The sequence below is a fragment of the Pseudomonas sp. R5-89-07 genome, assembly GCF_003851685.1.
Classification (GTDB): domain Bacteria; phylum Pseudomonadota; class Gammaproteobacteria; order Pseudomonadales; family Pseudomonadaceae; genus Aquipseudomonas.
The window spans coordinates 4,634,291-4,656,530 of record NZ_CP027727.1 but is presented as its reverse complement, the minus strand read 5'-3'; the positions used below and the strand labels follow the sequence as shown (position 1 = coordinate 4,656,530).

22 protein-coding genes are annotated in these 22,240 nt (G+C 60.1%); 14 read left to right on the top strand and 8 right to left on the bottom strand.

The genetic code is table 11. The features are described from left to right. Window positions 1-59 precede the first annotated feature (59 nt). From C4J94_RS21260 to C4J94_RS21240, 5 genes are all read right to left on the bottom strand, one after another. Window positions 60-2,111, bottom strand: a complete 2,052-nt coding sequence (locus C4J94_RS21260) for a bifunctional diguanylate cyclase/phosphodiesterase (RefSeq protein WP_124387930.1) — start codon at window positions 2,109-2,111, stop codon at window positions 60-62. Window positions 2,112-2,322: 211 nt separating this feature from the next. Continuing rightward, window positions 2,323-2,511 carry a hypothetical protein gene (locus C4J94_RS21255; RefSeq protein ID WP_124387929.1) on the bottom strand — a complete coding sequence of 63 codons (189 nt, stop codon included), beginning with the start codon at window positions 2,509-2,511 and terminating at the stop codon, window positions 2,323-2,325. Window positions 2,512-2,665: 154 nt separating this feature from the next. Further along, a complete protein-coding gene (locus tag C4J94_RS21250) occupies window positions 2,666-3,262 on the bottom strand; it encodes a superoxide dismutase (protein ID WP_065949384.1) in 597 nt (198 codons plus the stop codon). 177 nt (window positions 3,263-3,439) lie between these two features. After that, window positions 3,440-4,042: a LysE/ArgO family amino acid transporter gene (locus tag C4J94_RS21245; RefSeq protein ID WP_124387928.1), complete on the bottom strand. Its 603-nt coding sequence runs from the start codon at window positions 4,040-4,042 to the stop codon at window positions 3,440-3,442. A 5-nt stretch (window positions 4,043-4,047) separates the two neighbouring features. After that, a complete protein-coding gene (locus C4J94_RS21240; protein WP_124387927.1) occupies window positions 4,048-4,449 on the bottom strand; it encodes an ACT domain-containing protein in 402 nt (133 codons plus the stop codon). A gap of 98 nt (window positions 4,450-4,547) precedes the next feature. Here C4J94_RS21240 and C4J94_RS21235 point away from each other — a divergent pair, with 98 nt between their 5' ends. The 10 genes from C4J94_RS21235 (at window position 4,548) to C4J94_RS21190 (ending at window position 15,780) form a co-directional block, all read left to right on the top strand. Next, window positions 4,548-5,441: a LysR family transcriptional regulator ArgP gene (locus tag C4J94_RS21235; RefSeq protein ID WP_124387926.1), complete on the top strand. Its 894-nt coding sequence runs from the start codon at window positions 4,548-4,550 to the stop codon at window positions 5,439-5,441. Between the two features lie 52 nt (window positions 5,442-5,493). Further along, complete coding sequence (locus tag C4J94_RS21230) at window positions 5,494-6,492, top strand: NAD(P)-dependent oxidoreductase (RefSeq protein WP_124387925.1); 999 nt, start codon at window positions 5,494-5,496, stop codon at window positions 6,490-6,492. A 127-nt stretch (window positions 6,493-6,619) separates the two neighbouring features. Then, window positions 6,620-7,441, top strand: coding sequence for an ATPase (locus tag C4J94_RS21225; protein WP_124387924.1), 822 nt, complete (start codon window positions 6,620-6,622; stop codon window positions 7,439-7,441). Between the two features lie 113 nt (window positions 7,442-7,554). Then, entirely contained in the window at window positions 7,555-8,814 is a 1,260-nt protein-coding gene (locus C4J94_RS21220; protein WP_124387923.1) for an AGE family epimerase/isomerase, read from the top strand. 104 nt (window positions 8,815-8,918) lie between these two features. After that, window positions 8,919-10,205, top strand: coding sequence for an ABC transporter substrate-binding protein (locus tag C4J94_RS21215; protein WP_124387922.1), 1,287 nt, complete (start codon window positions 8,919-8,921; stop codon window positions 10,203-10,205). Window positions 10,206-10,375: 170 nt separating this feature from the next. Beyond that, window positions 10,376-11,284, top strand: a complete 909-nt coding sequence (locus C4J94_RS21210; RefSeq protein ID WP_124387921.1) for a carbohydrate ABC transporter permease — start codon at window positions 10,376-10,378, stop codon at window positions 11,282-11,284. Further along, window positions 11,277-12,122 carry a carbohydrate ABC transporter permease gene (locus tag C4J94_RS21205; protein ID WP_124387920.1) on the top strand — a complete coding sequence of 282 codons (846 nt, stop codon included), beginning with the start codon at window positions 11,277-11,279 and terminating at the stop codon, window positions 12,120-12,122. Before C4J94_RS21210 ends, C4J94_RS21205 begins: the two co-directional genes overlap by 8 nt. A gap of 2 nt (window positions 12,123-12,124) precedes the next feature. Then, complete coding sequence (locus C4J94_RS21200; RefSeq protein WP_124387919.1) at window positions 12,125-13,285, top strand: ABC transporter ATP-binding protein; 1,161 nt, start codon at window positions 12,125-12,127, stop codon at window positions 13,283-13,285. A 202-nt stretch (window positions 13,286-13,487) separates the two neighbouring features. Then, entirely contained in the window at window positions 13,488-14,834 is a 1,347-nt protein-coding gene (locus C4J94_RS21195; protein ID WP_124387918.1) for a carbohydrate porin, read from the top strand. 100 nt (window positions 14,835-14,934) lie between these two features. Then, a complete protein-coding gene (locus C4J94_RS21190) occupies window positions 14,935-15,780 on the top strand; it encodes a D-hexose-6-phosphate mutarotase (RefSeq protein ID WP_124387917.1) in 846 nt (281 codons plus the stop codon). 146 nt (window positions 15,781-15,926) lie between these two features. Here the strand turns inward: C4J94_RS21190 and C4J94_RS21185 are convergent, their stop codons facing one another. After that, on the bottom strand, window positions 15,927-16,787 hold the full coding sequence (locus C4J94_RS21185; RefSeq protein WP_169856377.1) for a MurR/RpiR family transcriptional regulator: 861 nt from the start codon (window positions 16,785-16,787) through the stop codon (window positions 15,927-15,929). Between the two features lie 220 nt (window positions 16,788-17,007). Between C4J94_RS21185 and zwf the strand changes: the two genes are divergently transcribed. From zwf to C4J94_RS21170, 3 genes are read left to right on the top strand one after another with little or no spacing between them, the layout of a single operon-like run. Next, window positions 17,008-18,474, top strand: a complete 1,467-nt coding sequence (gene zwf / locus C4J94_RS21180) for a glucose-6-phosphate dehydrogenase (protein ID WP_124387916.1) — start codon at window positions 17,008-17,010, stop codon at window positions 18,472-18,474. Next, window positions 18,461-19,174: a 6-phosphogluconolactonase gene (pgl, locus tag C4J94_RS21175; RefSeq protein WP_124387915.1), complete on the top strand. Its 714-nt coding sequence runs from the start codon at window positions 18,461-18,463 to the stop codon at window positions 19,172-19,174. Before zwf ends, pgl begins: the two co-directional genes overlap by 14 nt. A gap of 17 nt (window positions 19,175-19,191) precedes the next feature. Continuing rightward, window positions 19,192-19,857, top strand: a complete 666-nt coding sequence (locus tag C4J94_RS21170; protein WP_065949399.1) for a bifunctional 4-hydroxy-2-oxoglutarate aldolase/2-dehydro-3-deoxy-phosphogluconate aldolase — start codon at window positions 19,192-19,194, stop codon at window positions 19,855-19,857. A gap of 201 nt (window positions 19,858-20,058) precedes the next feature. On the opposite strand, the gene C4J94_RS21165 is transcribed toward C4J94_RS21170, so the two are convergent. Both C4J94_RS21165 and C4J94_RS21160 read right to left on the bottom strand, forming a co-directional pair. Further along, window positions 20,059-21,234: an aminotransferase class V-fold PLP-dependent enzyme gene (locus C4J94_RS21165; RefSeq protein WP_124387914.1), complete on the bottom strand. Its 1,176-nt coding sequence runs from the start codon at window positions 21,232-21,234 to the stop codon at window positions 20,059-20,061. A 14-nt stretch (window positions 21,235-21,248) separates the two neighbouring features. Further along, window positions 21,249-21,485, bottom strand: coding sequence for a DUF3820 family protein (locus tag C4J94_RS21160; RefSeq protein WP_065887770.1), 237 nt, complete (start codon window positions 21,483-21,485; stop codon window positions 21,249-21,251). Window positions 21,486-21,691: 206 nt separating this feature from the next. Between C4J94_RS21160 and C4J94_RS21155 the strand changes: the two genes are divergently transcribed. Then, on the top strand, window positions 21,692-22,159 hold the full coding sequence (locus C4J94_RS21155) for a PA2169 family four-helix-bundle protein (protein ID WP_124387913.1): 468 nt from the start codon (window positions 21,692-21,694) through the stop codon (window positions 22,157-22,159). Window positions 22,160-22,240: the final 81 nt, after the last annotated feature.

Below are 22,240 nucleotides of genomic sequence, written 5' to 3'. Positions count from 1 at the left end.
AGATTTGCATTTTCTGTAAAGGCCTATACGCGGGAAATATTCGGTATTGTTCGGCTTGCTCAAAGAATCGCCGCGTTATTGCGTTCCGATTGCTTCAAAAAAGCCGCCAACTCCCGGGCCTGCAGCGGTTTGCTGTAGTGGTAACCCTGGCCTTCATGACAGCCCTCGGAAATGATGTAGGCCTCTTGCTCGGCGGTCTCCACGCCTTCGGCGATCACCTGCATGCCCAAGCTTTTGCCCAATTGGATAATGGCCCGCACGATGGTTGCATCATCGTCGTCGTCCAGCAGGTCCTGGACGAAGCTCTTGTCGATCTTGATCTTGTCCAGCGGCAGGCTTTTCAAGTAACTGAGGGATGAATACCCGGTGCCGAAGTCATCGATGGCGATCAACGCGCCCGAACGGCGCAGGCTCAGCAGGTGTTGGGCGGCGGTGCTGATGTCTTCCATCAGGCCCGTTTCGGTGACTTCCAGCTCCAGGCTACGGGGCGGCAGGCGGTAAATCTGCATCAGGTTGTTGACCACTCGCGGCAACTCGGTGTGGTGCAGCTGCACGGTGGACAGGTTGACCGCCATGCGCAGCTCGATGAAGCCCAGGTCATGCCATTCGCGCAGTTGGCGGCACGCCTGGTCCAGTACCCATTCGCCGATGGGAATGATGGTGCCATTCTGTTCCGCCAGCGGGATGAACAGGTCCGGCGGAACCAAGCCGTGTTCCGGGTGCTGCCAGCGAATCAACGCCTCGACACCGACTACGCGGTGGTCGCGATAACTGATTTGTGGTTGATACACCAGGTGAAATTGGTCACGGCCCAAGGCCTCGCGCAGGTCCTTTTCCAGCTCACGGCGCCGGCGCATTTCGCTGTCGACGCTGGCGATATAGAACTGATAACGGTTGCGCGAGCGGCTTTTGGCCAGGGTCATGGTCTGTTCGGCTTTTTGCAGCAATTTTTCTGTGCTGTCGCCGTCTTCCGGGAACAAGGTGATGCCGATGGTGGCGCGCAGGCGTATCTGGTCCTGGTCGAGGGCAAATTCCGCTTCCAGATCGTCCAGGATACTTTGCGCCAGCTCGGCGGCTTCGTAGGGCTGGTCGATATCGGCTTGTACCAGGGCGAACTGATCGCCACCCAGACGGGCGAGTGCACCCAGGCGGCCGCTGTGGGCGCGCAAACGATCGGCCAGGGCCAGCAGCAGTTTATCGCCGTTCTGGTAGGTGAACTGTTCGTTGACGCTCTTGAAATCATCCAGCCCCACGCACAACACCGCCACACGGCGCTGGCGACGGCCGGCATCGGTCAGGATCCGGTCGAGTTGCTCCTGCAGCTTCTGGCGGTTCGGCAGGCCGGTGAGAAAGTCATACTGGGCCATGCGCAACAGGCTCGACTCGGCCTCGTGGCGCAGGTGGGTGTTGCGTTCGATGGACTCGAGCAACTGGTTGGCGGTGTTTATCCACAGGCCCAGCTCGTTACGCTCATGCCCCTTGAGTTGCGGGATCTTATGCTCGCTGGGCCGGTCCGGGTTGATCGAGGTCAGGTGCTCGATGATCCGCGACAGCGGTTTGGTCAGCAGCCAGTGATACACCAGGTACAGCACCAGGCCCATGGCCAGGGCGCGCAGCACGCCGGCAATAAAGATGATCACCGAACTGACCAGGAAGCCTTCGCCATAGGTGGCGGTGTCGAGGGTTATGCTCAGGTCGCCGTAATACTCGCTGTAGGGGCCCTTGCCGACCAGTGGAGTGGTGAAGGTGCGTTCCTTTCCAAGAATCAGGTCGGTCAGCCAGCGGCTGGAGGATGGCTGCAACGGGCGGCTTTTTTCCGCGAGCATGGTTTCGTTGGGATGGCCGATGGACGCCACGCGCACGGCGTCATCCTGGAACAGCCCTTCGATCACCTGCATGCCCATTTCCCGATCCAGGCTATAGACAGCCTGGGTAGAGGGGTCGCGAAACATGTCGAGGATACGTTGGGCATCGCCGGCCACGGCCTGGCGCGTCTTGTAGGCATCGAAGACGATCTGCGCCACGCTCAATGCCACGCCCACGATCAATGCCGAGAGCAAGACAACCCGGAGCAACTTCACCGACAAGCTGTTTTTGAGTTCCAGCTTCAAAGGGGCATTCCTTGTCTCAATGCGGGGGTGGCCTTCAATATGCCATGAGTATTGGCAATCTGGTGATGGCAGTCAAAGGAACATTGGAGCGGCAGGCGACTTGATGCGGGATACACAGAAAAAACCAAAAAAAACGGCGGATTCGCTCCGCCGTCTGACTGTCGACTCACGCACTGCGTGCCAATGGTTTTTGGCATCGCAAGTGCCTTTGTCAACTGACTGAAAAATCAATCTTTGGTGGCGGCGGCGGCATGTTGTCCTCACCTGGCCGGCCAGGTGCGCTCGCGCCACCGCCTTCATCACCACCGCCAGCACCAGCACCACCGGCGAGACCTTTCATGAGGCCGCTGATGAGTTGCATCGCCATCTGCCCGCCTGCTTTTCCGATTTCTTCCATCATTCTTTCTCCAGAAGAGCTCGAGAGGGTTATTCCTCTCACTCAGTGCGTGGCAAATTCCCTTCGGCGAGTTCCACGAATCCAGACCGCTTGCCTGCTGTTGAGCGCACACAAAAAAGCCCGGCAATCGCCGGGCTCCTTGTACTGCAAGCGTCGCTTATGCGGTGAAGGTCTTGCCTTCAAACTGCTCAGCCACGAACTTCCAGTTGACCAGGTTCCAGAACGCTTCCACGTACTTAGGGCGCACGTTGCGGTAGTCGATGTAGTAGGCGTGTTCCCAGACGTCGCAGGTCAGCAGCGGGGTGTCGCCGTTGGTCAGCGGGTTGCCTGCGCCGATGGTGCTGGCCAGGGCCAGGGAGCCGTCAGCTTTTTTCACCAGCCAGCCCCAACCGGAACCGAAGGTACCGATGGACGTCTTGCTGAACTCTTCCTTGAACTTGTCGAACGAACCGAACGCAGCGTTGATGGCTTCAGCCAATGCGCCGGTTGGTTGACCGCCAGCGTTTGGCGCCAGGCAGTTCCAGTAGAACGTGTGGTTCCAGACCTGAGCGGCGTTGTTGAAGATACCGCCCGAAGAAGACTTGACGATTTCTTCCAGGGTCTTGCCTTCGAACTCGGTGCCAGGCACCAGGTTGTTCAGGTTCACGACATAGGTGTTGTGGTGCTTGTCGTGGTGATACTCCAGGGTTTCCTTGGAGATGTGCGGCTGCAGGGCATCGTGTGCGTAGGGCAGCGGCGGCAATTCGAAAGCCATGATGATTCTCCTAATCAGGTCAGTTGCGGTGAGCGCAAGGCCGATCACGGGCGGCCAGACAAGCGCCGGCGAGTCTGTACTCTTTGCGGCGCAAGTTCGGGATCATAGCACCGGGGGTGCGGCAAAACCACGCAACAACTGTGTGGAATAGAGGTTCCAGAGCCTTTTGGAATAAGTTCATGGCGCACTGATTAATTGGTAGGCCACGCTGAACATCATCACCGCCACCAACAGGTCCAGCAGGCGCCAGGTCGCCGGCCGTGCCAGCCACGGCGCCAACCAGGCCGCGCCGAGTGCCAGCGTTGCGAACCACAGCAACGAAGCGCTGGCGGCGCCGGCTACATACGCGCCCGGTTCGGCCTGCTGCGCGCCGAGTGAGCCGATCAACAACACGGTGTCCAGATAGACATGGGGGTTGAGCAGCGTCACCGCCAGGGCGCTGAGTAACACCGCGCGCAATGAGCGCACCTTGAGGTTGGCGCCTTGCTCCAGGCTCTGCTTCGAAAACGCCCGGCGCAATGCCAGCGTGCCGTACCACAATAGAAACGCCGCCCCACCCCAACGCGCGACGCCCAGCAGCAGCGGGCTTTGCGCCAATACTGTCGCCAGGCCGAATACGCCAGCCGCCACCAGCAACGCATCACACACCACGCACAACGCGGCCACCGGCAGGTGATGTTCACGGCGCAGGCTTTGCGCCAGGACAAAAGCATTTTGGCTGCCGATCGCCATGATCAGGCCGAGGGACACCAGCAGGCCATTCAGATAGCTTTGCCACATAGGGTTTACTCCGCGTCTGTCGCCAGCTGGCGCAACACATCCATGGCGCGCTCGGCATCCGCGCGGCCGACAAACAGGTGGTCGTGGTAATAACCGGCGATCACGTTGCAACTGATACCGGCCTTGCCCAGCGCACTGGCGAATGCAGCGGTCAGGCCTACCGCTTCGAGGGCCGAATGCACATTCAAGGTGATCCATGCCGCCACATAGTCGAAGGCCAGGCCGGCCTGCTCGGCGTGTCGGCGCTCCAGGATCAGCGTCAGGCCCTCCTGCTCGCGAAAGCTGCCGATCACCTCGCAACCCGCCGGAATGCGCTGATCGGGCAGGGTGCAGAACACGTAGTCACCGTCATTCAGATGAGGGCTCATGCTGCGCAACAGAGTTGCCAGGGCGGTTTCGCCAGCCATGGAGTGTTCCTTTTAAAGAGAGAAGCGATGCTGGCTATTCTCTGGGGTTGCGCGGTATAAGAAAAATCAATCTTGCTGATCGCTCATTAGAGAAACTGATGTTCGACTATAAATTGCTTTCTGCCCTGGCGGCGGTGGTGGAACAGGCCGGCTTCGAGCGCGGTGCTCAGGTGCTGGGGCTTTCGCAGTCGGCGGTGTCCCAGCGGATCAAGCTGCTGGAGGTGCGTGTCGGCCAACCGGTGCTGGTACGGGCGACGCCGCCGACCCCCACCGATATCGGTCGGCGCTTGCTCAACCATGTGCAGCAGGTACGTCTGCTGGAGCGCGACCTGCAAAGCCAAGTGCCCGCGTTGGACGAGGAAGGCATGCCCGAGCGTTTGCGTATCGCGCTGAACGCCGACAGTCTCGCCACCTGGTGGGCGTTGGCGGTCAGTGATTTCTGTGGCGAGCAGCACTTGCTGCTGGATTTGGTGGTGGAGGACCAGACCGTGGGCCTCAAACGCATGCGCGCCGGTGAAGTGGCGGCCTGTATCTGCGCCAGCGAGCGCCCGGTTGCCGGCGCCCGCAGCCTGGCGCTGGGTGCCATGCGTTACCGTGCATTGGCCAGCCCTGCATTTATAGCGCGGCACTTTCCAGGCGGCGTGCAGGCTAATCAATTGGCCAGTACGCCGGCGCTGGTGTTCGGGCCGGATGATTTCCTGCAACACCGGTACCTGGCTTCGCTCGGGGTGAGCGGTGGTTTCGAGCACCATTTATGCCCGTCGTCCGAAGGCTTTATTCGCCTGGCGGAAGCCGGCCTGGGCTGGGGCCTGGTGCCCGAATTGCAGGTGCGCGAGCAGCTGCAAACCGGCTTGTTAGTCGAATTGCTGCCAGATAAGCCCATCGACGTGCCGTTGTACTGGCATCATTGGCGCAGTGGCGGGCAACTGTTGGGCCTGTTGACCGAGCATCTGGCGCACGTCTGTGGGCAATGGTTGGTGCCGTTGGAGTGATGGCGGGCGTCAAGGCAACAGCGATGAAAAACGAAAGAACATGGGGTAATGCATGAAAATTCTGGTCACCGGCGCAAGCGGCTTCATCGGCGGGCGCTTTGCGCGTTTCGCCCTGGAGCAGGGCCTGGACGTGCGGGTCAACGGGCGACGTGCCGAAGGTGTGGAACACCTGGTGCGCCGCGGTGCCGAGTTTATCCAGGGTGATCTGAACGATGCCGACCTGGTGCGCGACCTGTGCCGTGACGTCGAAGCCGTGGTGCATTGCGCCGGAGCCGTGGGGCTGTGGGGCAAGTATCAGGATTTTCATCAAGGTAACGTGCTGGTCACCGAGAACGTCGTCGAAGCGTGCCTCAAGCAGCGGGTCGGGCGCTTGGTGCACCTGTCGTCACCCTCCATCTACTTTGATGGGCGCGACCACCTGGGGCTGACCGAAGAGCAAGTGCCCAAACGTTTCAAACACCCTTACGCCGCGACCAAGTACCTGGCCGAGCAGAAGGTGTTCGGTGCTCAGGAGTTCGGCCTGGAAGTGCTGGCCCTGCGCCCGCGTTTCGTCACCGGTGCCGGCGACATGAGCATCTTCCCGCGCCTGTTGAAGATGCAGCGCAAGAACCGCCTGGCCATCGTGGGTGATGGCCTTAACAAGGTCGACTTCACCAGCGTGCACAACCTTAACGAGGCGTTGCTCAGCAGCCTGCTGGCGCCGGGTTCGGCGTTGGGCAAGGCCTACAACATCAGCAATGGCACGCCGGTGCCGGTGTGGGATGTGGTCAACTACGTGATGCGACAAATGGACCTGCCGCAGGTCACTCGCTATCGGTCCTACGGCTTGTCCTACAGCGTGGCGGCGTTGAACGAGGCGTTTTGCGCGATGTGGCCGGGCAGGCCGGAGCCATCGTTGTCGCGCCTGGGCATGCAGGTGATGAACAAAGATTTCACCCTCGACATCAGCCGGGCACGGCATTATCTCGATTACGACCCCAAGGTCAGCCTGTGGAGCGCCCTCGACGAGTTCTGCACATGGTGGAAGGCCCAAGACCTGGGCCAGCAGTAAGCTCATACCTGGCAACACATCGGGAACCGAATGGAGGGTTGCGTGTCGACCCATGCGCCGGGAGCAGGGTTTATACTCCCGCCGCTCGGCTTCTCAACGGGCCATCTCATTGATTCAGGGTAGATTCATGCGTAACGATGCTAAAGACGATTTCGACAACGTTCCCAGCCTGCGGGCCGATCTTGGGGACGATGATGATTTCGTGCCGACAGCCGCCACTTCGGTGCGCTCGCGCGCCACGCCTGTGGTCAAGCTGAAAAAGGCCAACACCGGGCCGTTATGGGCCCTGGTCGGCGCATTGCTGATTGCCTTTGCCGGCCTTGCCTGGTGGAGCTTCCAGCAGATTTCCCTGATGGGCCAGCAACTGGTCGCCACCCAGGAAAGCTTTGCGCGTATCAGCGAAGAAGCGGCGGGGCGCCTGCAGGATATTTCCGGCAAGTTCGTGGCCAGCGAAGCCAACGTGAACAACGGCAGCGAAGCGCTGAAACTGCAGATCGAACAGTTGAAAGCCCAGTTGCTCGAGCAGGGCAAGCAGCAATCGGGCGTGGTCGGGCAAGCCACCGAGCTGGATCAGCGCCTGGCACAGATGAGCGCCAGCACCACCGAGCTGACGAACGCGAATGCCAAATTGCAGGGCCAGGTGCAGGCGTTGACCGATGCGGTCGCCACACTCAAGGCGGCACAAGGCGAGACCAAGGGCCTTGCTGAGGATGTGGCGGCGTTGAAGAAACAGGGAAATCCGACGGCGGCCATCGCTCGAATCGAGCAGGATCTGCTGGTGCTAAAGAGCGCACAGGAAAACCAGCCAGCCAACGCTGATGCGCCAACCAATAAAGAGTTCGACGTGTTCCGCATCCAGACCACGCGCAATATCACCACCCTGCAGAGCCAGGTGCAGAACCTGAATCAACGTCTCAATGCGCCGGGGGCGGCTACGCCGGGTCAATGACATAAATCGCAAAATGTCACCATCTGGTGACATTTATCTTCGCCTTCGTTACTTGCCGCTCCCATGCCCTTGTTTAGACTCCGGTCACCCATAAAAAATAACAAGGGCCACCCATGACCATGCAACCACTGCCCGCCAGCAGTTGGCTGAACGCACCTGCCCATCACGGCTGGCTCGCTGCCGAAGGCCAGCGCCTGCTCTCGTTTGCCAAGGCTTCCCGCCTGCCGCACGGCTTTGGCAACCTCGACGATACAGGTCAGCTCCCGGCGGATGCCCACGCTGAAACCATGAACACTGCCCGCATGACCCACAGCTTTGCCATGGCCCATGCCATGGGCTTGCCCGGTTATGCCGAGCTGGTCGCGCACGGCGTCGCCGCCCTGAGTGGCCCGTTGCACGATAGCGAACACGGTGGCTGGTTCGCCGCGCCCGAGGCCATCGATGGCAACACCGGCAAGGCCGCTTACCTGCATGCGTTCGTCGCCCTGGCCGCCAGCTCGGCGGTGGTGGCCGGCGCACCCGGCGCGCAAACCCTGCTCAACGATGCGATCCATATCATCGACCAGTTCTTCTGGAGTGAGGAGGAAGGCGTGATGCTCGAATCCTTCGCCCAGGATTGGAGCGGCGTCGAAGCCTACCGCGGCGCCAACAGCAACATGCACGCCACCGAAGCGTTCCTCGCCCTGGCCGATGTCACGGGTGACACGCGCTGGCTGGACCGCGCGTTGCGTATCGTCGAACGGGTCATCCATGCCCATGCCGCCGGTAACCGCTTCATGGTGATCGAGCACTTCGACGCCCAGTGGCAGCCGGTGCTCGGTTACAACGAAGACAACCCCGCCGACGGTTTCCGTCCCTATGGCATCACCCCCGGCCATGGCTTCGAATGGGCGCGGCTGGTGCTGCACCTGGAGGCTGCGCGCCTGCAAGCCGGGCTGCCCACGCCAGACTGGTTGGTGACCGACGCCCAAGGGCTGTTTGCCAGTGCCTGTGACTATGCCTGGGCAGTGGATGGTGCGCCGGGCATTGTTTATACCCTGGATTGGAGCCAGCGCCCGGTGGTGCGTGAACGCCTGCACTGGACCCATGCCGAAGCCAGCGCCGCTGCCCAGGCGCTGCTCAAGCGTACCGGCCAGTTGCATTACGAAATCTGGTATCGGCGGTTCTGGGAATTTTGCGAAACCCACTTCATTGACCGACTCCATGGCAGTTGGCATCACGAACTCAGCCCGCACAACCAACCCAGCAGCAAGATCTGGGGCGGCAAGCCGGACCTGTACCATGCCTGGCAAGCGGTAGTGCTGCCTGCGTTACCCTTGGCACCCAGCCTGGCCAGTGCATTGGGCAGCGGACGCTATGTCACCAAGTGGTGACATTTGTGCGTCCCTTTGTTACCTGCGCCCGGAAAATCCCTGTTTAAACTCCGTGCAGCGCAAGCTCTAGACTTGCATGCATAACAACAAGAAAAGGTACTCAGATGAACGCGATTAATCGCCTCGCCGTTGCTATTTCCATTGCCTCGATGTTTCCCCTCAGTGCATTTGCCGCCGACTCCAAAGGTACGGTTGAAGTGGTGCATTGGTGGACCTCCGGCGGTGAAAAGGCAGCAGTGGATGTCCTGAAGGCCCAAGTTGAGAAAGACGGCTTCACCTGGAAAGACGGTGCGGTCGCAGGTGGCGGTGGCGCCACGGCCATGACCGTGCTGAAAAGCCGCGCGGTCGCCGGTAACCCGCCAGGCGTTGCCCAGATCAAAGGCCCCGACATCCAGGAATGGGCGTCCACCGGCCTGCTCGACACCGACGTGCTCAAGGACGTCGCCAAAGAAGAAAAGTGGGATTCGCTGCTCGACAAGAAAGTCTCCGACACCGTGAAGTACGACGGTGACTACGTTGCCGTACCGGTCAACATCCACCGCGTGAACTGGCTCTGGATCAACCCGGAAGTCTTCAAGAAAGCCGGCATCACCAAGAACCCAACTACCCTCGAAGAATTCTACGCCGCCGGCGACAAGCTCAAAGCGGCAGGCTTCATTGCCCTCGCTCACGGCGGCCAGCCTTGGCAGGACAGCACCGTGTTCGAAGCGGTGGTGCTCTCGGTGATGGGGGCCGATGGCTACAAGAAAGCCCTGGTCGACCTGGATAACGCCGCCCTGACCGGCCCGGAAATGGTCAAGGCCCTGACCGAGCTTAAGAAAGTCGCGACCTATATGGACGTTGACGGCAAAGGCCAGGACTGGAACCTGGAAGCCGGTAAAGTCATCAACGGCAAGGCCGGCATGCAGATCATGGGTGACTGGGCCAAGTCCGAATGGACCGCCGCCAAGAAAGTCGCCGGCAAGGACTACGAGTGCGTAGCCTTCCCGGGCACCGACAAAGCCTTTACCTACAACATCGACTCCCTGGCGGTGTTCAAGCAGAAAGACAAAGGCACCGCGGCTGGCCAGCAGGACATCGCCAAAGTCGTGCTGGGTGAAAACTTCCAGAAGGTCTTCAGCATCAACAAGGGTTCGATCCCGGTGCGTAACGACATGCTGAACAAAATGGATTCGTACGGCTTCGACTCGTGCGCCCAGACCGCGGCCAAGGATTTCCTCGCCGACGCCAAGACCGGCGGCCTGCAGCCAAGCATGGCGCACAACATGGCCACCACCCTGGCGGTACAAGGTGCGTTCTTTGACGTGGTTACCAACTACATGAACGATCCGAAAGCCGACCCGGCCGACACTGCCAAGAAACTTGGCGCTGCGATCAAGTCGGCCAAGTAACGCCGAGCACCTGTAGGAGCGAGCTTGCTCGCGAAAATCTCAAAGTGACCGCGTTTATCCTGTATGAGCGCGAAATCGTTGAAGGCCTTCGCAAGCAAGGGCTCGCCGCCCGCCTCGCTCCTACAAGGGTCGGTTCACCTGCTAGTCCTTTTCCTGTACTGGATTTTCCCATGAGTTCTGTTGCTGTGTTCAGCAAGGCCTCGCCGTTCGATGCACTGCAGCGCTGGCTCCCTAAACTGGTGCTGGCGCCGAGCATGTTCATCGTGCTGGTGGGCTTTTATGGCTACATCCTGTGGACGTTCGTGCTGTCGTTCACCACTTCCACGTTCCTGCCCAGCTACAAGTGGGCTGGCCTTGCGCAATACGAGCGGTTGTTCGACAACGATCGCTGGTGGGTCGCGAGCAAGAACCTGGCCGTTTTCGGCGGGATGTTCATCGGGATCACCCTGGTGATCGGCGTGATGCTGGCGATTTTCCTCGACCAGAAAATCCGTCGCGAAGGTTTCATTCGCACCATTTACCTGTACCCGATGGCGCTCTCGATGATCGTCACCGGTACCGCCTGGAAATGGCTGCTCAACCCGGGTATGGGCCTGGACAAATTATTGCGTGATTGGGGCTGGGAAGGCTTCCGTCTCGACTGGCTGATCGACCCCGACCGCGTGGTCTACTGCCTGGTCATCGCCGCCGTATGGCAAGCCTCGGGCTTTATCATGGCGATGTTCCTGGCGGGCCTGCGTGGGGTTGATCAGTCGATCATCCGCGCCGCGCAGATCGACGGCGCGAGCCTGCCGCGCATCTACTGGAGTGTGGTGCTGCCAAGCCTGCGTCCGGTGTTCTTCAGTGCGGTGATGATCCTGGCGCACATTGCGATCAAGAGCTTCGACCTGGTGGCGGCGATGACCGCAGGCGGCCCGGGCTATTCGTCCGACTTGCCGGCCATGTTCATGTACTCGTTCACCTTCAGTCGCGGCCAGATGGGCATGGGCTCGGCCAGTGCAATCCTGATGCTCGGTGCGATCCTTGCGATCATCGTGCCCTACCTGTATTCCGAGCTGAGGACCAAGCGCAATGACTAGTCTCGCCGCCAAACCCGCCATCAGCCTGAGTCGCATCGCGATCTACGCGGTGCTGATCCTCGCGGTGCTGCTGTATCTGGTGCCGCTGGTGGTGATGCTGCTCACCAGCTTCAAGACCCCGGAAGACATCAGCAACGGCAACCTGCTGAGCTGGCCGACCGTGTTCAGCGGCATCGGCTGGGTCAAGGCCTGGGCCACCGTTGACGGTTACTTCTGGAACTCGCTCAAGATCACCGTGCCGGCTGTGCTGATCTCCACGGCCATCGGTGCGTTGAACGGCTACGTGCTGTCGTTCTGGCGCTTTCGCGGTTCGCAGCTGTTCTTCGGCCTGTTGCTGTTCGGCTGCTTCCTGCCGTTCCAGACCGTGTTGCTGCCAGCGTCGTTCACCCTCGGCAAGATGGGCCTGGCCAGCACCACCACCGGCCTGGTCTTCGTGCACGTGGTCTACGGCCTGGCGTTCACCACGCTGTTCTTCCGTAACTACTACGTAAGCATTCCGGATGCGCTGATCAAGGCGGCTCGCCTGGACGGTGCCGGTTTCTTCACCATCTTCCGCCAGATCATTCTGCCGATGTCGACGCCGATCATCATGGTCTGCCTGATCTGGCAGTTCACCCAGATCTGGAACGACTTCCTGTTCGGTGTGGTGTTCTCCAGCGGCGACTCCCAGCCCATCACGGTGGCGCTGAACAACCTGGTCAACACCAGTACCGGGGCCAAGGAATATAACGTGGATATGGCGGCGGCGATGATCGCCGGGCTGCCGACCCTGCTGGTCTATGTGATCGCAGGCAAGTATTTCGTGCGCGGCCTTACGGCCGGCGCGGTCAAGGGGTAATCATGGCTACGCTTGAACTTCGCAATGTAAACAAGACCTATGGCGCCGGCCTGCCCGACACCTTGAAGAACATCGAACTGTCGATCAAGGAAGGTGAATTCCTGATCCTGGTCGGCCCTTCGGGTTGCGGCAAGTCCACGCTGATGAACTGCATCGCCGGCCTTGAGACCATCTCCGGCGGCGCGATCATGATCGGTGATCAGGACGTGAGCGGCATGAGCCCCAAGGACCGTGACATCGCCATGGTGTTCCAGTCCTACGCGCTTTACCCGACCATGAGCGTGCGCGAGAACATCGAGTTCGGCCTGAAGATCCGCAAGATGCCCCAGGCCGACATCGACGCCGAAGTGGCGCGCGTGGCCAAGCTGCTGCAGATCGAGCACCTGCTCAACCGCAAGCCGGGCCAGCTTTCTGGCGGCCAGCAACAGCGCGTGGCCATGGGCCGGGCCTTGGCGCGTCGGCCGAAGATCTACCTGTTCGACGAGCCGTTGTCGAACCTCGACGCCAAGCTGCGCGTCGAGATGCGCACCGAAATGAAGCTGATGCACCAGCGCCTGAAGACCACCACCGTCTACGTGACCCACGACCAGATCGAAGCGATGACCCTGGGTGACAAAGTGGCGGTGATGAAGGACGGCATCATCCAACAATTTGGTACGCCGAAAGAAATTTACAACGACCCGGCCAACTTGTTTGTGGCAAGCTTTATCGGTTCACCTCCCATGAACTTCGTACCTTTGCGCCTGCAACGCAAGGACGGTCGCCTGGTGGCGCTGCTCGACAGCGGCCAGGCCCGTTGCGAGCTGCCGCTGAGCATGAATGACGCTGGGTTGGAAGACCGCGATGTGATCCTGGGCCTGCGCCCGGAGCAGATCGTGCTGGCGGTAGGCGAGGGCAACGGTGCTTCGAGCATTCGCGCCGAAGTCCAGGTGACCGAGCCGACCGGCCCGGACACCCTGGTGTTCGTGCAGCTCAATGACACCAAGGTCTGCTGCCGTTTGGCGCCGGACGTGGCACCGCAGGTTGGCGAGACCCTGACCCTGCAGTTCGACCCGGCCAAGGTATTGCTGTTCGATGCCAAGACCGGTGAGCGATTGGGCAGCGCTGCTTCATTGCCGGCGCAGGGGCATGCCGACAACGTGGCCCAGTTCAAAGGCCGTTGAAGCATCTGTAGGAGCGAGCTTGCTCGCGAAGGTCGTTAACGATGACGCAGCGCTCCTGGTTGAGAGTGGCGCTCTCGGATTTTTCGCGAGCAAGCTCGCTCCTACAGGGATTTGATTAGGATTTAAGTTGTTGTTTTAATTAAAAAATGTAACCCGCGTTAGATAAAAACAGTTTAATAACAATAAAGACGAGGATGTAGGGATGAAAAAGCAACACAACAACACCCGGCTGCTCTGCCAACTGTCAGCGGCAGCAGCCCTTGTATTGTCCGCCAATGCGATGGCGGCCGATGCGTTCAGCGCCGATTCCAAGTGGATGACCGGCGATTGGGGCGGCGAGCGTACCAAGCTGATCGAGCAAGGTATCGACATCAAGGCCGACTACGTTGGGGAAATGGGCTACAACGCCCACGGTGGCTACAACGACGACAAGACTGGTCGTTACTCCGACCAGTTCGGTCTGGGCGTGGCACTGGACCTGCAAAAGCTGTGGGGCTGGGATAACACCCAGGCCAAGATCCAGTTCACCAACCGTAATGGCCAGAACATCTCCAACGACCGTATCGGCGACCCGCGTGCCGGCACCCTGAGCTCGTCCCAGGAAGTGTATGGCCGTGGCCACATGGTGCGCCTGACCCAGTTCTGGGTTCAGCATCAGATGTTCGACAACAAGTTGGACGTCAAACTCGGCTACTTCGGTGAAGGCGAAGACTTCAACACCTTCCCGTGCGACTTCCAGAACCTGTCGTTCTGTGGCTCCCAGGTGGGTAACTACGTAAACACCTGGTACAACTGGCCCGTCAGCCAGGCGGCTATCCGCGTGAAGTACAACATCACGCCTGAGCTGTATGCGCAGATCGGTGCCTACAACCAGAACCCGTCGCAGCTGGAGCACGGCAACGGCTTCAAACTCAGCGGCAGCGGTACCAAAGGCACCGTGATTCCGGTGGAGTTGGTCTGGTCGCCGAAGGTCAACAACCTGCCGGGCGAATACCGTGTGGGTTACTACAAAAGCGCCGCCGATGCCTCTGACGTGCGTGAAGACATCAACGGCAACGACGCCGCTACCACTGGCGCCGCCTACCGTACCCGCAGCAGCAAGAAAGGCTACTGGTTCGTTGCGCAACAGCAACTCACCACGCATAACGGCGACGCTACACGCGGCCTGAACATTGCCGCCAACGCGACCTTCCACGACAAGGAAACCAACCTGGTCGACAACTACCAGTCCTTGATGCTGGTGTACAAGGGCCCATTCGACGCGCGTCCAAAAGACGACGTCGGCATTGGTGTCGCTCGCCTGCACGTCAACGATGACGTGAAAAAGAACTCCGAGCTGCTCAACGCCGCCAATGGTGTCAGCGACTACGACAACCCGCTCTACACGCCGATTCGCGAGACCGAGTACAACGTCGAACTCAACTACGGTTTCCACGTCACCAACTGGCTGACCGTGCGTCCTAACCTGCAATACGTTGTCCAGCCGGGTGGCGTGGACAAAGTCGACAACGCGCTGGTAGCGGGCCTGAAAATTCAGTCTACGTTCTAACGCTGTTGCGATAAGCTCCTTCTCTCTGTGCGCATTTTGCGGGTAGCCATGGCTATCCGCTTTTTTTTGGGTTGCACTGTGATATTCAGGACCGTGGCACATGCATGAGCAACCACTGCAACGCTTTTTCAAGTCCTTGCGCGAGCGTCCGGTGTTCGCCTGGGAGCGCTTTCAGATGCGCGATGTGTTGGTGATCGACCATCCGCTGTGCCAGGCGGTGTTCAGTCGCCAGGGCGCTCAGTTGCTGCATTTTCAGCCCACCGGCCAGAAACCCTGGTTGTGGTGCGCGGCCAAATGGCCGCAAGTCGGTGCCATCCGTGGTGGGGTTCCGGTGTGCTGGCCTTGGTATGGCCGTCACCCCAGCGAAAACGCCTGGCCGTCCCATGGCTGGGCACGCTTGATCGACTGGAAACTGCTCGACAGCAGCACCGATGACGATGGCGTGCGCCTGCACTGGCAGTTGCAGTTGTGCGACTGGCAGGTGGACCTGCATGCGCATCTGGGCGAAACCCTGGAGCTGCGCCTGAGCACCGAGCATCAGGATGAACTGCCGTGCCAGCTGAGCCATGCTTTGCATGCCTACTGGCGTATTGGTCACGTTGATGAGGTAGCGCTGTCTGGGCTCGACGGAGCGCAAGGTTATGACCAGCTCAACCGTCAGGCTTGCCAGCAGGAAGGCGAACTGCGTGTGGATGGCGGCTGCCAGCGGGTGTTCCAGCATGAGGGTGAGTTACACCTCAAGGACCACGCCTGGCAGCGTGAACTGTGCATCGACACCGGCGACAGCGCCGATACCGTGGTGTGGCACCCCGGCAGCCGGCCGTTGCTGGGCGTAAGCTTCAACGAGGCGTCGGGGTTTGTGTGCGTGGAGTCGGCGATGGCCGGCGCGAGCCTGGCGCCGGGGGAGAGGGCGCACTTGAGTCTGCAGGCGAGGGCTGGGGTTTAGCGGTGTGGCTGATGGCCTCATCGGGGGCAAGCCCCCTCCCACATTTGATCTTCAGTGTTAACCGACTGTGAGAATCACAAAGAACCCATGTGGGAGGGGGCTTGCCCCCGATGAGGCCAGTACATCCAGCACACAAGCACGCTGGCTCAGTTGAACTCATCCCCCACCGGATACCGGCTGTCATTCAAGCTCTCTTTGATCTTGCGCAAGTGCGGCTGGAAATCCACCCCGCGGCGCAACGTCATGCCGGTCGCCAGCACATCCAGCACCGTCAGTTGAATGATCCGCGAGGTCATTGGCATGTAGATGTCGGTGTCTTCCGGCAGCGGAATATTCAGGCTCACGGTGCTGGCCTTGGCCAGCGGCGAGTTCTCTGCCGTCACGCCCAGCACCGACGCGCCGTTTTCCCGCGCGATACGCGCCACTTCCACCAACTCACGGGTACGCCCGGTGTAGGAAATGATCACGAACAATTCACCCGTATGCGCCACCGAGGCGATCATGCGTTGCATCAATACGTCGGCGTGGGCGGTGACCGCCAGGTTGAAGCGGAAGAACTTATGCAGCGCATCCATGGCCACCGGTGCCGAGGCGCCCAGGCCGAAGAAGTGGATCTGCCGCGCCTGGATCAGCAAGTCAACGGCCTTGCTGATCAGCGCAGGGTCGAGGGCCTGGCAGGCGCTGTCCAGGGACGCAATGGCACTGCCAAAGATCTTCTGGGTGTAGGCCTCCGGGTTATCATCGGCTTCCACGGCGCGGCTGACATACGCCGCACCACTGGCCAGGCTTTGCGCCAACTGCAATTTAAGTTCAGGGTAACCGCTGACGCCGAACGAACGGCAGAAACGGTTGACCGTCGGTTCACTGACCGAGGCGGCCTGGGCAAGGGCAGCGATCGAGAAGCGCGTGGCCTGCTGCGGGTTGAGCAGGATCACTTCGGCGACCTTGCGTTCGGCCTTGTTCAATTCTTCGAGGCGGTTCCGGATCTGTTCCAGAAGATTTCGCACGCGGTCCATTCAGTCTTTCCTTCGGGCGACGATGCAAATAAAAAGGCGGTAACCAATCGATGAGTGGCTTTTCGCGGTGGCCTATCCTACTGAGGGTAGCTGAACACCACCACTCGCAATGCGTATTTGCGGAAAATGTTGTGGTTATTACTACATTTTTCCTTGAGTGATGCCTTGAAAAAAGGTATTTGTAGCTTAACTTGATAAAAGAACAAACATCATGCCTTCGATAACCGTGGAACCCTGCACCTTTGCCCTGTTTGGCGCCTTGGGTGATCTGGCGCTACGCAAGTTATTTCCTGCCCTCTATCAGCTCGATGGCGCAGGCCTCCTGCACGAGGATACGCGCATCCTGGCCCTGGCCCGCGAAGCCGGTTCCGAGCAGCAGCACCTGGCCCATATCGAAAAAGAACTGCGCAAATACGTTGGCAAGGAGCTGGACGAAGCCGTGGCCCAGCGTTTCCTCGCTCGCCTGGCCTATGTGCATGTCGACTTCATGAAGGCCGACGACTACGTCGGCCTTGCCGAAAAGGTCGGTAGCGAGCAGCGCCTCATTGCCTACTTCGCCACTCCGGCCGCCGTGTATGGCGCGATCTGCGAAAACCTGTCGAAGGTCGGCCTGGCGGAAAACACCCGCGTGGTGCTGGAAAAGCCGATTGGTTCTGACCTGGAATCCTCGCGTAAGGTCAATGACGCCGTCGCGCAGTTTTTCCCGGAAAACCGCACCTACCGTATCGACCACTACCTGGGCAAGGAAACCGTCCAGAACCTGATCGCCTTGCGTTTCGCCAACAGCCTGTTCGAAACCCAATGGAACCAGAACTACATTTCCCACGTGGAAATCACCGTGGCCGAGCAGGTGGGTATCGAGGGCCGTTGGGGTTACTTCGACAAGGCCGGCCAACTGCGCGACATGATCCAGAACCACCTGCTGCAGTTGCTGTGCCTGATCGCCATGGACCCGCCGGCCGACCTATCCGCCGACAGCATCCGTGACGAGAAGGTCAAGGTACTCAAGGCCCTGGCGCCGATCAGCCCGGAAGGCCTGACCACCCAGGTGGTGCGCGGCCAGTACATTGCCGGCTACAGCGCCGGTAAAGCCGTGCCGGGGTACCTGGAAGAAGAGAACTCCAACACCCAGAGCGACACCGAGACCTTCGTCGCCCTGCGGGCCGATATCCGTAACTGGCGTTGGGCCGGGGTGCCGTTCTACCTGCGTACTGGCAAGCGCATGCCGCAAAAGCTGTCGCAGATCGTCATCCACTTCAAGGAACCGTCCCACTATATTTTCGCCCCCGAGCAGCGCCTGCAGATCAGCAACAAGTTGATCATCCGCCTGCAGCCGGACGAAGGTATTTCCTTGCGCGTGATGACCAAGGAGCAGGGCCTGGACAAGGGCATGCAACTGCGCAGTGGTCCGCTGCAACTGAATTTTTCCGACACCTATCGCAGCGCACGGATTCCCGATGCCTACGAGCGGCTGTTGCTGGAAGTCATGCGCGGCAATCAGAACCTGTTTGTTCGCAAAGATGAAATCGAAGCCGCGTGGAAGTGGTGTGACCAGTTGATCGCCGGGTGGAAAAAATCCGGTGATGCGCCCAAGCCGTATGCGGCGGGTTCCTGGGGGCCGATGAGCTCGATTGCACTGATCACGCGGGATGGGAGGTCGTGGTATGGCGATATCTGAATTGAAACTGCCTCAGGGCGTCACTGCCCATGAGTACCGCACGCCCGTGCAGTTGGCGGACGGCCTGGCCAATGACGTGGCCGAACAACTGCGCGCGGCCATCAGTGCCCGTGGCGCGGCGACCCTGGTGGTGTCCGGTGGCCGCAGTCCCGTGGCGTTCTTCCAGAACCTGGCCAGGCAGGCCCTGGACTGGTCAAAGGTCACCGTCACCCTGGCCGACGAGCGCTGGGTGCCGGTTGAGCACGCCGACAGCAATGCCGGCCTGTTGAAGCAGCACCTGCTGCAAGGCCCGGCGGCCAAGGCAAAGTTTTTGAGCCTGTACAGCGCCGCAGCCAACCTCGAAGACGCGGCCGAGCAGGCTGATCGCCTGCTGGCCGAGCTGCCAGCGATTGATGTGCTGGTGCTGGGCATGGGCGATGACGGTCACACCGCCTCGCTGTTCCCCAACAGCCCGAACCTCGCCCAAGCGTTGCAGGCCGACGGTACCCGTCGTTGCTGGCCCATGCTGGCGCCGACCGTGCCGCACCAGCGCCTGACCATGAGTCGCGCCTTACTGGCCACGGCCCACTACACCGTGCTGTCGATTTCCGGGAGTTCGAAATTGACCACCTTGAGCGCGGCCCTGGCCAGTGACGATGTTGCTGCCATGCCGATTCGCGCGTTTTTGCAACCTACTCTAGAGATTTACTGGTGCCCATGAGCCAAGGATCAGCCGCTATGAAAAGCCCTCAACCGACCGTGTCCATGGCGGATAAAGTTGCCCTGATCGACAGCCTCTGCGCCAAGGCGCGGATTCTGCCGGTGATCACCATCGCTCGCGAACAGGACATCCTGCCGCTCGCCGATGCCCTGGCCGCCGGTGGCCTGACCGCCCTGGAAGTGACCCTGCGTTCCGAGTTCGGCCTCAAGGCCATTCAGGTGCTGCGCGAGCAGCGCCCTGAACTGTGCACCGGTGCCGGCACCGTGCTGGACCGCCATATGCTTGAAGCCGCTGAGGTGGCCGGTTCGCAATTCATCGTCACCCCCGGCATCACCCGCGATCTGCTGGAAGCCTCGGTGCACAGCCCGATCCCGCTGCTGCCCGGCATCAGCAACGCCTCCGGCATCATGGAAGGCTATGGCCTGGGCTATCGCCGCTTCAAGCTGTTCCCGGCCGAAGTCAGCGGCGGCGTAGCGGCGATCAAGGCCTTGGGCGGCCCGTTCGGCGAAGTGAAATTCTGCCCGACCGGCGGCGTCGGCCCGGCCAATATCAAAAGCTACATGGCGTTGAAAAACGTGATGTGCGTGGGCGGTAGCTGGATGCTTGATCCTGAGTGGGTCAGGAACGGCGACTGGGCGCGCATCCAGGAAGTCACCGCCGAGGCGCTGGCGCTGCTGGACTGATCTGATTTACCGAATCGTTGTTGCTGTGCTTAACGGCATTTTTGCGGTGCGCTTGGTCGGCGGACCGCTTTTTTTTGCCTGTGGAAATCAAGACCACCACACAGTCTAATGTGGGAGGGGGCTTGCCCCCGATAGCAGTGGTTCAGTCAATACATTTGGTGACTGATACACCGCCATCGGGAGCAAGCCCCCTCCCACATTTCAATCTGTGTTGAGCTGGGTAATCGCGTGCACCAACACATTGATCTCCGTAGCCGTAGTCATCAACCCCGGTGTCACCCGAATACACGTGCCAAACGCTGCCCCTGAGCGGGTCGTGGTGAACACGTCATACTCTTTGAGCAACCGGTCGACCATCACCTGCTGATCGCGACCAGCGAACTTGAACGCCGTGATCCCGCAATACAGGCGCGGATCATCCGAAGTCAGCACTTCAATCCCCGGTAGCGGCCGCACCTGGCTCACCCAAAGATCGCGCAGGTAGTTCACCCGCGCCCCCTTGGCCGCCGCACCCCCCAATTGGCGATGCTCTTCAAACACCAAGGGCAGGCTCATCAGCGCCGGAAAGTTCGGCGTGCTGTAGGACGTTCGCGCACGCACGTCGGTGGTGGGGTAGTGGAATTCACCCATGTCCGGGTCGATATCCGCCAGGCGCTCCGGGGCGATATACAGAAAGCCCAGGGTCAGCGGTGCCCCAATCCATTTGTGCAGGTTGAAGCCGGCGAACTGAATGCCCAGTTCGGCAAGGTTGAAGTCGATCTGGCCCAGGGCGTGGGCGCCATCGAGGATCACGTCGACATCGCGTTCACGCGCCGCCCTGGCGATTGCCGCCACCGGCATCACCAGGCCAGTGCGATGGGTGACATGGGTCAGCGCCATCAGCTTCAAGCGCGGGTATTGAACGAAGGCATCGCGATACGTCTGAAGCAGGCTGTCGAAACTGGCTGGGTGAGTGTGGGTAATTTCGACGACCTCCACCCCGCGCACGCCGGCCAGCCAGCGCATCGCGCCTTTGACCGTGTCGTACTCCAGATCACTGATCAGCACCTGATCGCCCGGCTGCAGGCGGTTGTAGTTGCGGATCAGCGACTGCAAGGCTTCGGTGGCGTTGCGGGTGAAGGCCAGCGAGTCCGGGTCTGCATCGATCAAGCCGGCCAGCTGGCGGCGAATCTGCAGATTTTCTCCCTGCTCGAAACGCTGGCGCACATACACCGAGTTGCTGCGGTTGATAAACGCAACATGCTCCAGGTACTGCGCCTGGACTGCACGGCTCATGCGTCCGAAGTAACCGTTTTCCAGATTGATCGGGCCTGGCTCCGGCTCGTAGCGCTGGGCAATGGCCTGCCAGTGAAGTTCGTTGTCTGCATTCCTTGGCATCGGGCGGCTCTTAGTTAATGGCGAGGGGCGGGTTTACCGTGTTTTACGCGTAGCGGTTCGAGCAATTCGGCCAGGCCGTTGTGGTCGATTTCCTGCATCAGTGCCAGCAAGCCACCCAGTTCGCCGTGGGGAAAACCCTCGCGGGCGAACCAATTCAGGTAGGGGCCGGGCAGGTCAGCGATGATCCGCCCTTTGTATTTGCCGAAGGGCATTTGGCGGGTGATCAGCAATTCGAGTTTTTCGGGGTTCATGGGCTTCAAGCGTGCGGGTCGGTAGTTGGGAAAATACAGGCATTCTGCACGAAGGCCAAATGACAGATCATGCAAATAACGTACATACAGATGGTTCAATAAATCGTAAGTCTTTGAAATATAAAGGTTAAATAGTTTTTCAAAACCTGGCACGGGCGCTGCAATCATTAAAGCAACCTTCCTCAACCCACATAAGGAATTGAAAAATGACTGACATCAATAAAGAATCCATCTCGGTATTGAACGACCTGATCGAAACCAGCATTGACGGCCAAAAGGGTTTCAAGGAATGCGCTGAAGACATCAAGCACCCTGAACTCAAGGCGTTGTTCGCCAAGCGTGCCGTTGATTGCGGTACCGCCGCTGAAGAACTGAAAACCGCCGTGCGTGCCCTGGGTGGCGAGCCAAAAGAATCCGGCAGTGTGGCCGGTGCAATGCACCGCGGTTGGGTCGACGTGAAGTCGATGGTGACCGGCAAGGACGAAGAAGCGGTACTGAACGAGGCCGAGCGCGGTGAAGACCACGCACTGAAGGCTTACAAGGAAGCGATCGAGAAGATCAATCAGCACAACCTGCTGGGTATTCGTGACCTGGTGGAGCGCCAGTTCCACGGCGTGCAGCGCAACCACGACCAGGTTAAAGCCCTGCGTAACCAGGCGCGTGCCCAGTCTTGATTTGAGCCGCATCACGGTTGCAAGCGCATTGACTGATGTCTAGCGCCTAAGAAAATCCGAGGCCCGTTTTGGGCTTCGGAT